Source organism: Streptomyces harbinensis (genome assembly GCF_900116145.1).
In the GTDB taxonomy this organism is placed as follows: Bacteria; Actinomycetota; Actinomycetes; order Streptomycetales; family Streptomycetaceae; genus Streptomyces; species Streptomyces carpaticus.
In genome coordinates, this window is sequence record NZ_FPAB01000004.1 from 623,753 (window position 1) to 635,632 (window position 11,880).

Below are 11,880 nucleotides of genomic sequence, written 5' to 3' on the forward strand. Positions count from 1 at the left end.
GGTGGGGGGAGAGAGACGTGCCGGACGCATGCGCATCCGCCGGTGAGTGAAGAGGCCGGAAGACCTCTTGGGTGCTCCCGCGGTCAATACCGGCCTGACAGTTCTTCGAGTGCGTCCAGCGTCGGGGCTTGGTGCGGCTTCTGCTCGACGGCCGAGCCGGCCTCCTGGCGTGGTGGATTCTGGATGGCCCATACCAGCGCGTCAAGCGAACCGAGTCCTCGGGCGTGGGCGGCTCGCAGGTGGAGCAGCCATGCTGCGCCCGCCTCGAATGCCGCTTCGCCGGCGGCTGTTCTGGGTTCGAAGCCCGCGGCCTCGTCGCCGGTGGAGGCCCAGAGGTAGCCCAGCGTCTGCCCACCACGGCTGATGGTGACATAGCGGACCGGCTGGTCTGTCGTGTCCGGGTACTCGTCATCGGACGGAGGCAGGCGGGAGCGGATCAACCGCGAGCGAGCAGGAACCTCGAATGTTCCCCAGGAGTCGTCGTAGGCGAATCCCTCGGTCCTCGGGTCCTCGAATCCCTGTCGGGTGGGCGTGGCGTGGCGGTTCGGGTCGCCCGGTGTCGGAGCAGTGCCGAGCAGCGCTGAGATCCCTTCCAGGGAAGCGGCCAGGCGGGGCGCGTTCTCCGCGTGAACTTCGGGTTGCGGCCGGTCACGGGTGTCCATGGTCAGCCAGGCGTCGGAGTACGTTTCCAGGGTCGCGACGAGCAGGCGTCGTTTCCAGAGGTCCACCTGTACGACGAACAGTTTCTGCGCGAGGTGTTTCACTCCTGCTTCCAGCCAGTATCCCGGGCACTCGATGCGCACGCTCACGAGGAGATCGCCCGAGAGGGACCCGGCCTCGAGCACGGCGTGCGAGAGCGCCGTACCGGGAGACAAAGGGTTCGGCTCCAGGGGCAGGCCGGTGACATCGACCAGTGCGTGCTGGTTGTCACCCATGGCACGTGCCGAAAAGCTGACCTTTCCAGTGGGGACCGCCAATTCTTTCCCGGCCAGGATATTCCAGATGTCTACCGCGACCTCTGCTGCGCGATCCGGCTGGGTCTCTGCCGCGTCCGAATCGACTTCCCAGGTCCAGTCGCCAACAGGGTTCGAGGTGATCACAGCATGTCCTTGGGGTCGAGCTTGCTTCCGGGTGGAATGACGAGATTCCCATCCTCGAGGCGGATGACAAAGGTGATGCCTTGACCTTTCGGTCCTCGGTCGCCTCGGTGGATATCCATGAGAGCATCGTAGGAGCCGTTGGCCATCCACTCCGCCAGTGTGCCTCGCCCTCCGTCCACCAGCAATATCTGGTGGTCGGCTTCGGATTTGGCCAGCTGAAGCAGATATTTTCCCCGCGTGATCTCACTCACCGGATCCAGGGGATTGTTGAGGTGCTTCATCTGATATGCGTAGACGTCACCGGTTTCGTCCACGATGCGAACGTCCATGTCGGCACCGACCGGGAATTTCTGCTCGAAGTCGATGGCGTGCGGGGGAACGCCGCTCTTGACGAGATCATCGGCGAAGATGAGCTGGTCGGCACTGGGCTGGAACATCGCTGTCTTGTTGGCGCCCAGTGCCGACACCACCTGCCCGTATTCGTCGCTCTGGTTGAAAGCCCCGGAACCGATGATCTCGGCGAGTCGTTGCCCGTCCGGTTCCGTGCCGAGCCTGTCCAGTACCCTTTTCAAGACGTTGGGCTTGGGTCGCTGCTTGCCAGGGATGCCCTTGATCGCCTCCCGGACTCTCTGCTCCTCATCTCCTCCGCGAACCATGGGCTGTCCCGGGCCCTCCGATGAGCCTCCGGAGGGGTCCGAGGGAGACCGGCCGTCCGGCCCGCCGCCGCCTCCTCCGTAACTGTGTCCGTGACCGTTGGCGTCACCTCCGGTGTCACCGCCACCACCATGGTGCTGATCGGCGGCCGGGCGCTCTGTGGAGTGACCGCTGTAGTCCTCTCCCGAGTGTCCGTGCTCCCCCCGGAGGTCGCGGCTCATGCCACCGTTCTCATAGGGGTTGGCCTGAGCCGTGGCGCCGGCAGAGGAACCGTCCCTCCCGGCCTGGGCGTTGAGGTCGGGTTTCTGGGTGGCGCCGACCGCGACGGGGTCGTGGGTGGTGTTGTCGAGGATGGTGCGGTCCCGGGCGGAGAGTTCGGCGGGGATCTGGTCGGGGGTTTGGAGGGTGTCGCCGGTGGGGGAGGTGAGACGGCCGTCGGGGTGGAGGGTTCTGCCGTCGGGGAGAAGGAGGGTTCCGTCGGGTTTCCGGGTGGCTTGGTGGGGTGGGTCGATTTCGTAGGGGCGGCCGGGGTGGACGACGGTGCCGTTGGGGAGTTGGGTGGTGCCGTCGGGGAGGTCGAAGCCTTTGGCGGCGGTGAGGCGTGCGAGGTCGTCGGTGATCTGGCTGAGGCGGTTGAGCTGGGTAAGGCCGGTGACGATGTGGCCGGGGACGTCGATGGCGGTGCCGATGCGGGCGGTCGTGGCGGCGATGCGGGTGGCGGTGCTCGCTCCGCTCGCGGCTGCGCGGACGCCGGCGCCGGCGCCGAAGGTGGCCACTGTGGTGAGGACGTTGAAGGTGGTGAGGCCGGCGGCGCGGGCGGGGTCCTCGCTCCAGGTGTCCCAGGCGATGAGGCCCTTGGCGGTTTCGATGGTGAGGTCCTGGGCGTCGGTGAGCCAGTTTTTGACGGTGCCGTCGGGCATGAGGTCGACGGCGTAGTGGCCGAGGGGGTTGATGGTGATGCTGAGGCCGACGACGAGTTGGCCGAGGCCGTTCCAGGAGGCTTTCATCGCGTCCCAGCCCTGGAGACCGACGAGGCTGGAGAGGCCGACGAGGCCGTCCCAGATGCCGTCGACGATGATGCCGTCCCAGACGAAGCTCTTGAGGTGCTGGTCGATGCGCCAGGCGGGTTATTCGCGTTCGACGGCGCGGCCCCAGGGCGCTTCTTCCATGGCGGTCAGGTCGGCTTCGCTGACGCCGTACATGCGGGTGCCGCCGGAGCCGTCGTCGGTGGTCCACTGCGGGCCGCCCCACAGGGCGTTGATGCGGTTGGCGCAGGAGCGTTCGGCGGCCCAGAACGCGGCGACGGTGGCGGCCACGTCGTCGCGGAGCTGGTTGTTGCGGTCGGTTCTGGCGGTGTCCTGTTTCCAGTCGTCGTCGTCCCGGATGGAGGCGACGAACTCCTCGGCTTCGTGTTTGAGGCGGCGGAGGCGGCCGACGAGGGGGGTGATCTCCTGGTGGTAGTCCCACAGGGCGGAGCGGACGGTGGTGAGGTCGTCGGCGAAGTCGGCGGCGCGGTCGCGGGCGGGTGCGGTGGTGGCGAAGAGTTGTTCGGCCTCGGGGGCGGTGTAGAAGGAGGACAGGCCCTGGAACTCGTCGTGGACGTCCGAGCCGATGGTCCGTACGCGGGTGGCGGCGGCGTCGAAGCCCATGCAGTCGGCTGCCAGCATGGCGAGATTGCCGGTGAACTCCGGGATACCGGCGGGATCGACCCGCTCCACGTCCCCCGTCTCGGGAACACACATCTCCTCACTCACCGGCGTCCCCCCGCTCCGGCTGGTGCCCCCGAATGTCCGCGTCGCACACCCATGCCCGAACCCCTCCCCCTGGGCTGTACACACGTCCTGACGCAGGGTGGACACGTGCGGTTGCGGGAGGGGCCGGACACAGGGGGGTGATCAGCCCCAGACGGTGATGTCGGAGTTGCCGCTGCTCTGGTAGCCCTCCGTGGCCATGATCATGTAGTAGTTGAAGGCGCCCAGGTTCATGCCGGACCGGTTCCAGGCGTCGAAGTGGTTGCCCGTGGTGATCGTGCCGCCCACGCGGCGGGACTGGCGGACGCTCCAGTACTGCGGGAAGGTGCGGGTGCCTTCGACCGACGGGGCGTTGTAGCGCATGGTGTGGTAGATGTCGTACGTGCCGCCGTCGCTGCTGACCGAGCCGCGGTAGTCGCCGGTCGGGCGGTAGTTGCCCCAGCTGTCGACGATGTAGTACTCGACGAGCGGGTTGGCGGTCCAGCCGTAGAGGCAGAGGTAGCCGTTGCCCGAGGGGTTGAAGCTGCCGGAGTAACCGACGTTGCGGCGGGAGCCGTTGGGCCAGCCCTTGCCGCACACGAAGTTGCCGGTGTTCTGCCACCAGGTGCTGTAGTTGCCGCCGTTGCCCAGGGTCATGGACACGGTGTTCTGGGCGTCCGTCCAGAACGAGTAGTAGAAACCGTTGTGGGTGCCGGTCTGGTTCTGCGTGATCGTCTGCGCGTGCGCGACGCCCGGCAGCGCCAGGGCCGAGGCCGAGGCGGCGGCCAGGCTCACAGCACCGGTACGGGCGATGAAGCGCCGCCGGCTGAGCGGCCGGGCGGGAGTGCTGTCCTCGTGCATGTGTCCTCCAAGCAGCGGGACATGACCGTGCGGGTCTGTCGTGGGGGTAACACTCAGCGTGCCTAGCAGTGTTGGGCGGGGGCATAAGGGCGTCAACAGTTCTCGCAAGGATTCCGGAAGGAAAATCCGGCCCCCGGTCTTGTCCAGGCGCCTTTCCGGTCAATCGCGGGCGGTCGTGGTGGTGATCGTTCTCCGATAATTTTCGGAACCGTTCCGGATCGGCGGTGAGCGCTCCGCCGGGTTTCCCCCGACTGGTGCGGAAGAGGTCATGAAAGCCGCTTCCAAGGGGTACGTTGGCCCGGCGAGGGGGTGCGCGGTGCATGTGAGGGAAATGCCCGTCGGCGACGACGGGGCGGATGTCGTGATGGTGGAGATCCGGGAGGCGCCGGACGAGGGGGTCGTCCCGGCCGGAGCCGCCGGCAGGGTGGCGGCCCGGGCCGCGCGGTCGCTGGAGGGGATGCTGCGCACCGTCCGGCCGGTCGCCGAACGGTTCGTGGACACCTTCCGGGAGATGCCCCGGGCGCCCGACGAGATCAGTGTGCAGTTCGGGCTCTCCCTGTCCGCCGACGCCGATGTGATCATCAGCAGCGCGGCGGCGGAGGCCAACTTCTCGGTCACCCTCACCTGGACCCGGCCCGGCGATGGTCCGCAGCGCTGACCCCGAGGCCGCGCCGCTGGACGCGGCCCTGCTGACGGTCCGGGCGGTGGACGGGCGACCGATCGGCGTCGCCTTCCTGGCCACCACGCACACCGCCCTGACCTGCGCCCACGTCCTGCCGCCCGAGGCGGACGAGGCGGTCGTGGTGCCCGCGATCACCACGGAGGACGAACCGGAACCGGTGCGCTGCACGGTGGAGCGCCGGGACGAGGACATCGCCGTCTTACGGTTCGCCGCGCCCCCGCCCGGTACCGCGCCGGTCCCGCTGGCGTATCCGGGCGAGGGGAACCGTACGGTGCGGGCCTTCGGCCACCCCGCCGGGCGGCCGGACGGTGTCCGGCACGCGGGAGTGCTGCGCGGACTCCAGTCCGGCGGCCGGGTGCAGATCGACAAGGCGCCGGACAGCGCGTACGAGATCACCGGCGGTTTCAGCGGCTCCCCCGTCTGGGACACGGAACTCCGGGCCGCCGTCGGCATGGTGGCGACCTACGACACCGCGGCGCCGGCCGCGTTCATGATCCCGCTCCAGCGGCTCTGCGCCGAAGTGGCGGAGATCCGGGACCTGTTCGAGAAGCCCTCGCCGTTCCCGGGCCTCGCGGCGTTCGGTGAGGAGGACGCCGGGCGGTTCTTCGGCCGGGCGGAAGAATCGGAGAAGATCGCCACCCTGGTGCGCCAATACCGGGTGGTGACCGTCACCGGGCCGTCCGGCTGCGGCAAGTCCTCGGTGGTACGTGCCGGGGTGGTGCCCCTGCTGCGGGCCGACCACGAGGTGGTGGTGATCGACGCCCGCTCGGCCGAGAGCGTGATCGAGAAGCTCGCCCAAGCGCTCGACACCAGCGCGGAGCAGCTGACGCCGGAGGCCCTCGCCCGGCACGCCGCCGCGAGCGAGGGCGGCCTCGTCGTCGTCATCGATCAGCTGGAGCAGCTGACCTCCGGCCCTGGCCCGCTGGTTCCGCTGCTCCTGTCCGACGATCGGCCCGAGAAGCTGCGCGTCCTTATCACCGCCCGGCTCGACGCGGTGGAGAAAGCCGTCCCCTGGACGAAGGAGCTGTATCTGCTGCCGGCCATGTCCGCCGAGCAGTTGGACGTCGCGATCACCGCACCCTTCGCCGCGCTGGGCGGCCGGTACGCGGACGGCCTGGTCGGCCGCATCCGTGCGGACATGGGGGAGGGGAGCGACGGGCTGCCGCTGCTGGCGTTCACCCTGAAGCGGCTGTGGGAGCAGAAGGACGGCGCGTGGATCGGCCATCGCACCTACGAGGAGGTGCACGGGGTGCGGGGCGCGCTGGTTCTCCAGGTGGAGGAAGCACAGGCGGGATGCCGTGCGAAGGGGGCCGATGTCGAGAAGGCCCTGGAGCCGCTGCTGCTGGCGCTGGTCAGGATGCCGCCGGACGCCACCCGGCCGGTCCGGGCGAGCGTCGACCGCGCCGAGCTCGACCCGCACCAGCGCGCGGCGGCCGATGTCCTGATCGGGGCCCGGCTGGTGGTGGGGCGCGAACGGCTGGAGCTGGCCCACGAAGCGGTGATCGACGCTTGGCCGGGACTCGGCCAACGCATTCAGGAGGACCGGGACTTCCTCGTTCGGCGGGACGAACTGCGCGCCGACCGGGAGCGCTGGGAGGCGGCCGGGCGCCCCGCCGATCTGCTGCCGGGCGTCACCGCCCTGGACCGCGCGGCCCGCTGGGAACGGGACCGGCCAGCCGATCTGAGCCCGCAGGACCGCGACTTCCTGGCCCGGGGCCGCCGCCGCCGCAGGCGGCAGGCGTTGCGCCGCCGGTGGGGCCTGATCAGTATCGCGCTCGCCCTCACACTGGCCTCGGCGCTGGGCACGCTGTTGGTCAACGAGGCGCGTACCGGGGCGATCCGGGCCGCCGAGTCGGCGTCCCGCACGATGGCGGTGGCCTCCGCCGATCTGCGGGAGACCGACCCGGTGCTGTCCCTCATGCTCGCGGTCGGCGCGTACCGCAGCGCGCCCACCGAACTGGCCCGGGACGCACTGCTCCAGGGGTATCTCGGCTACGGCACCACCGAGTGGCTGGTGTCCGGCGGTACGGGCGCGGACACGCAGCTGGCGGCGAGCCGGGACGGGCGGGTGATCGTCACCGTCACGGGCGGCGGCCGGGCCACGCTGTTCGTCCGGGACGCGGACGGTGACTCGCGGCAGCAGCCGTTGCCCTGGGGGACCGCGTACGCGCTGTACCCGTTCGTCGCTCCGGACGGCGGGCGCGCCGGTTATCTGGGGACAGACGGGACGCTGGTGTGGTTCGACGTGGTGGCCGCGCAGGACGGGCCGGAGCCGCTGGGCACCGAGCGGCGGCTCCCGGGCGGACCGGCCGGCGTCACGGATGGCCTCGGGTACGACCATCCGAGCCAGCCGCTCACGGTGTCGGCGGAGGGGAGCCGGGTGGCCGTGGCCGTCGCGGGCGAGCTGGTGGTGTGGGATCTCGACGCGGAGGCGGTGCTGCTCCGGCAGTCGCTGGATCAGGAGATCGCCGATGTCGCCGATCTGTGGTTCGGCCCCGAGGACGGGACGCTGTACCTGGCCTCCTACGAGTACCGCGAGGGCACCGGCAACCTCTGGAATCTGGACGCGCTCGACACCACGGACGGCAGCCACCGCTCGCTGGCGGAGGGGGTCCGGCGGGCCGGGATGTCGGGGGACGGGTCGACGGCGCTGGTGTGCCGTGACTCCGGTGATGTGACGCAGCCGGCCGAGTATCAGCTGCTGGACGTGGCCACCGGCCGGACCCGGGCGGGCTTCTCGCTGGAGCTGTGCAGCGAGATCGCGGTGGACGAGAGCGGACGCCGGTTCGTCGTCGGCACCGGTTCCTGGTCCCGGTCGCTGGAAGTCGCGGACGACGGCACGGTCGGGCTGCTGCCGACGCCGTTCGGCAACCCGATCACCAAGGCGAGCGGCGCCACCCTGCACCGGGAGTTGCTGGGCAGCGGCGAGGAGCTGTCCGTCCTGGTCCGGGCGCCGGCGGGCGCCGCGCTGCTGGCACTGCCGGGCCGGGACGAGGAAGCCGTGCTGGAATCCATGATGCTGAGTCCGGACGGTGCCACCGTGGTGGGCGTCACTCCGGACGGCTCCCAGGTGCACGCCGCCACGGTCGAGAGCGACCTGGAGGACGGGCAGTGGGCGGAACGCCCGGGGGCGACCCGGGTCCCGGAAAGCCACGAGATCACCTTCTCCCCGGACAGCACCCTGGTCGCGGACCGGGTGACGGACGACCGCATCGAGATCCGTGACGTGGACACCCTGGAGGTCACCGGCGCGGCGACGGTCGCCGAGCCGGACGGTGACGTGGACTACTGGTTCCTTGACGACCGGACCCTGCTGGTGCGCTCCGGCACGGTGCTGGAGCTGTGGGAGGCGCGGGCCGAGCGGCTCCGTATCCGGGTCGACCTCGCCGATCTGGGCATCACCGGGCGGGAGGACTGGCACTTCGGTGTGTACCGGCACGTCGAGCCTGGCCATGTTGCCGTGGTGGACGGCGGTTCCGTGATCCGGGTGGTGCACCTGTACGAGGGGCGTGAGGTCCCGGAGCTGAACGTGGACACCGGAGGCGATGTGCTGGCGGTGCGGTTCGACACCGAGGGCCGGTATCTGCTGCTGGCGCGGCCCGGTGACGCGGTGTGGGAGCTGTGGCGGCTCGACCCGCCGCGCCGCGAGCTGGGGCCGCTGCCGACGCTGTGCCGGACCTGTACCGGGTACGAGACCCGGTCGTTCGGCTTCCCGGGCGACGGCCGGGTGCTGATCGGCATGGGGGACACGCTGCGGGTGTACGAGCCGGGCAGCCCGTACGCCGTCGAGCGGTATTTCCTGGGCGGGCCCGGCCAGTTCCTGGGCATCTCGCGGGACGGCACGACCGTGCTGTTCAGCCCCGGCGAAGGGTACGAGGAGTCGCCGGTGTTGGTGATGCGGCTGGACCAACCGGAGGAGTGGGCGGACCGGTTGTGCGAGGTGCTGGGGCACCGCCGGATCACGGATCCCGAACGGGCGGTGACCACCGCCGAGCTGCTGCCCGAGCCGGTGTGCGAGCCGTCCTGAGCCGCGCCGCCCGGCGAGCGGGCCGTCACTGTCAGTGACCCATGGCAGGATGCGGGTGGGGTGATGCGGTGATGGAGTTGCGGGAGTTGGCGCAGGGTGTGGTGGCCGATCACACGGCGGCCGTCGCCCGGGTGCGCGAGGCGCTGGTGCCGCTGCGCGACGCGGAGATCGCCGAGCGGCTCGGCGGCATGGGCGTGGAGCGGCTGAAGGAGGTCACCGAGGGGCGGCTGCGGGTGGCCGCCCTGGAGGACGGCGGGTACCGGACGGTCGGCAGCGTGTGGGCCGCCACCGTCGGGGAGTTGCAGCTGGTGCCCGGGGTGGGGGCGCTGACGGCCGGGCAGGCGCTGGCGGCGGCGCGGCAGATCGGGCAGGCGGTGGAGCGTACGGTCACCGTCTGGCTGGACGTGGACGAGCCGGACGCGCGCACCACGGCCCTGGTCGTCGCGCTGCACCGGCTGCTGGCCGCGGGGCCCGGGCTGCGCAGGACGGTGGCGGCGGCGCGGGAGATCGAGGCGCGGCTGGCGGAGTTGCTGCCCGCGGCCCGGCCGGCGCGGGGGCGGCTGCGGATGCTGGTCGCCGGGCGGGAGGGGCGGGCCCGGGCCAGGGCGGCGGTCGCCGCTATCGAGGAGCTGACGGCGGACGCCGAACGGCGGGGGCTGACCGGGGAGTTCCGGCAGGCGTCGGTGGATCTGCTGCGCGACCCGCCCTCGGACGTCGAGGCGTGGGTGGACTTCGAGCTGCGCTCGGCCGACTACTACAGCCTGCTCGCCGAGCTGGACGCCCGGCCGCCGGACGCGGACGCGGCCCAGGGGTATGTGCCGGCCGAGATCGGGGACCGGGTCCGGGCGGAGGTGCTGGACGACAGCCTGCTGAAGGTGTCGCTGCGCGGGTACCAGTCGTTCGGCGCGCGTTTTCTGCTGGCCCAGCGGCGGGTGCTGCTCGGGGACGAGATGGGGCTGGGCAAGACGGTGCAGGCGATCGCCGCGCTGGCGCATCTGGCGGCCCGGGGCGAGACCCACTTCCTGGTGGTCTGCCCGGCGAGTGTGCTGATCAACTGGACGCGGGAGATACGGGCGCGCAGCGCGCTGCGGCCCCTCGCGGCGCACGGGCCCGGCCGGGAGGAGGCGTTCGCGCGCTGGCGGCGGGACGGCGGGGTGGCGGTGACGACCTTCGACGCGCTGCGGGTGGCGGGCAAGGCCGCTGCGACCGCGATGCTGGTGGTGGACGAGGCGCACTACGTGAAGAACGCCGGCGCGCAGCGCACCCGGGCGGTGGCCCAGTGGGCCGCGGTGGCCGGGCGGGTGGCGTACCTCACCGGCACTCCGCTGGAGAACCGGGTGGGCGAGTTCCGCGCGCTGGTGCGCCAGTTGCGGCCCGAGGTGCTGCCCCGGGTGGACGGGCGGGAGCTGGTGGCCGGTTCGCAGGCGTTCCGGCGGGCGGTGGCGCCGGTGTATCTGCGGCGCAACCAGGAGGACGTGCTGAGCGAGCTGCCCGCGGTGGTGCGGGTGGACGAGTGGGAGGAGTTCGGGCCGCAGGACGCGGCGGCGTACCGGGAGGCGGTCGCCTCCGGGAGTTTCATGGCGATGCGGCGGGCCGCCTACGCCTCGCCGCGGTCCATGAAGGTGCGGCGCATACGGGAGCTGGTGGCCGAGGCCGCCGAGAGCGGCGCCAAGGTGGTGATCTTCTCCTACTTCCGTTCCGTGCTGGAGACGGTGGGCGAGGCGCTGGATTCCGGGCGGGTCACCGGGCTGCTGAGCGGGTCCACGACGGTGAGCGCGCGGCAGCGGCTGGTGGACGCGTTCACGGCGGCGGACGGGCACGCGGTGCTGCTGAGCCAGATCCAGGCGGGCGGGGTCGGGCTCAATCTCCAGGCCGCCTCGGTGGTGATCCTGTGCGAGCCGCAGATCAAGCCCACGATGGAGCATCAGGCGGTGGCCCGGGCGCACCGGATGGGGCAGGTGCGGACCGTCCGGGTGCACCGGCTGCTGGTGGCCGACAGTGTGGACCAGCGGATGCTGGAGACGCTGGCCGGCAAGAGCGCGCTGTTCGACGCCTACGCGCGGCGCAGTGAGGTGGCGCGGGCCACCCCGGACGCGCTGGATGTGTCGGAGGGGGAGCTGGCCCGGCGCATCGTGGACGAGGAGCGGGCGCGGCTCAGCACAGGTGGCCCGCCGCCAGCGTGAGGGTGTGATCCGCCGCGGCGGCTTCGGCCGGGTGGTGGGTGGCGTGGACGACGGTGGTGCCGTCCTCGGCCGCGATGCGGGTGAGGGTGTCGGTGATCTGCCGCTGGGCGGCGGCGTCCAGGGCGGCGGTGGGTTCGTCCAGCAGGAGCAGCGGTGAACGCTGCGCCAGGGCCTGGGCGATGAGGGTGCGCTGCCGCTGACCGCCGGAGAGGCCGCCGAGCTGGCGGTGGGCGAGGTCCGCGATGCCGAGCCGGGTCAGGCAGTCGTCGACCACGGCGCGGTCGGCGCGGGTCAGCCGGCGCCAGGGGCCGCGCTCGGCCCACCGGCCCATGGTGACGGCCTCGCGCACGGTGAGCGGCAGGGCGTCGGGGACGGCGCTGCGCTGCACCACGTACGCGGGGCGGCAGGGGCGTCCGTAGCTGATGGTGCCGGTGGTCGGGGTGAGCGTGCCGGCCAGCAGGTTGAGCAGGGTGGATTTCCCGGACCCGTTGGGGCCGGTCAGCGCGGTGACCGCACCGGCGGGAAGGGTGGCACTGATGCCGTGGAGGGCGCGGTGGCCCGGGTAATCGGCGGTGACCTCGTGGAGTGTGACCGGCATGACAACCCCCAGTAGATGACGATAATCGTTTTCATTATAGAGTGA

At 71.3% G+C, this 11,880-nt stretch carries 8 protein-coding genes; 3 read left to right on the forward strand and 5 right to left on the reverse strand.

The window, feature by feature from the left end; translation table 11 throughout:
- Positions 1–83 precede the first annotated feature (83 nt).
- From BM385_RS14280 to xynA, 4 genes are all read right to left on the reverse strand, one after another.
- Complete coding sequence (locus BM385_RS14280) at positions 84–1,100, reverse strand: hypothetical protein (protein ID WP_093843265.1); 1,017 nt, start codon at positions 1,098–1,100, stop codon at positions 84–86.
- Complete coding sequence (locus tag BM385_RS14285) at positions 1,097–2,761, reverse strand: hypothetical protein (RefSeq protein WP_254791557.1); 1,665 nt, start codon at positions 2,759–2,761, stop codon at positions 1,097–1,099. The genes BM385_RS14280 and BM385_RS14285 overlap by 4 nt, the downstream gene beginning before the upstream one ends.
- Positions 2,762–2,881: 120 nt before the next feature.
- Positions 2,882–3,508 (reverse strand): hypothetical protein, encoded by a 627-nt coding sequence (locus tag BM385_RS27820; protein WP_254791560.1) that lies wholly within the window; start codon positions 3,506–3,508, stop codon positions 2,882–2,884.
- 141 nt (positions 3,509–3,649) lie between these two features.
- The gene (gene xynA, locus BM385_RS14290; protein ID WP_019433950.1) at positions 3,650–4,345 is read right to left on the reverse strand and encodes an endo-1,4-beta-xylanase XynA; all 696 of its coding nucleotides are present in this window, start codon (positions 4,343–4,345) and stop codon (positions 3,650–3,652) included.
- Positions 4,346–4,676: 331 nt separating this feature from the next.
- On the opposite strand from xynA, the gene BM385_RS14295 reads away from it, so the two are divergent.
- The 3 genes from BM385_RS14295 to BM385_RS14305 all read left to right on the forward strand — a co-directional run bounded on the left by BM385_RS14295 (position 4,677) and on the right by BM385_RS14305 (position 11,237).
- A complete protein-coding gene (locus tag BM385_RS14295) occupies positions 4,677–5,003 on the forward strand; it encodes a CU044_2847 family protein (RefSeq protein ID WP_019433949.1) in 327 nt (108 codons plus the stop codon).
- The gene (locus BM385_RS14300) at positions 4,987–9,054 is read left to right on the forward strand and encodes an nSTAND1 domain-containing NTPase (protein WP_093843266.1); all 4,068 of its coding nucleotides are present in this window, start codon (positions 4,987–4,989) and stop codon (positions 9,052–9,054) included. The genes BM385_RS14295 and BM385_RS14300 overlap by 17 nt, the downstream gene beginning before the upstream one ends.
- A 71-nt stretch (positions 9,055–9,125) precedes the next feature.
- Complete coding sequence (locus BM385_RS14305) at positions 9,126–11,237, forward strand: DEAD/DEAH box helicase (RefSeq protein WP_093843267.1); 2,112 nt, start codon at positions 9,126–9,128, stop codon at positions 11,235–11,237.
- Here the strand turns inward: BM385_RS14305 and aztA are convergent.
- Positions 11,209–11,835 carry a zinc ABC transporter ATP-binding protein AztA gene (aztA, locus tag BM385_RS14310; protein WP_019433947.1) on the reverse strand — a complete coding sequence of 209 codons (627 nt, stop codon included), beginning with the start codon at positions 11,833–11,835 and terminating at the stop codon, positions 11,209–11,211. The two genes, BM385_RS14305 and aztA, sit on opposite strands and share 29 nt — an antisense overlap.
- Positions 11,836–11,880: the final 45 nt, after the last annotated feature.

Excerpts from the sequence above, each read along its gene's own strand:
- BM385_RS14285 (WP_254791557.1), bottom strand. The coding sequence starts at position 2,761 with ATGAAAGCCTCCTGGAACGGCCTCGGCCAACTCGTCGTCGGCCTCAGC.
- xynA (WP_019433950.1), bottom strand. The coding sequence starts at position 4,345 with ATGCACGAGGACAGCACTCCCGCCCGGCCGCTCAGCCGGCGGCGCTTC.
- BM385_RS14295 (WP_019433949.1), top strand. The coding sequence starts at position 4,677 with ATGCCCGTCGGCGACGACGGGGCGGATGTCGTGATGGTGGAGATCCGG.
- BM385_RS14300 (WP_093843266.1), top strand. The coding sequence starts at position 4,987 with ATGGTCCGCAGCGCTGACCCCGAGGCCGCGCCGCTGGACGCGGCCCTG.
- BM385_RS14305 (WP_093843267.1), top strand. The coding sequence starts at position 9,126 with ATGGAGTTGCGGGAGTTGGCGCAGGGTGTGGTGGCCGATCACACGGCG.
- aztA (WP_019433947.1), bottom strand. The coding sequence starts at position 11,835 with ATGCCGGTCACACTCCACGAGGTCACCGCCGATTACCCGGGCCACCGC.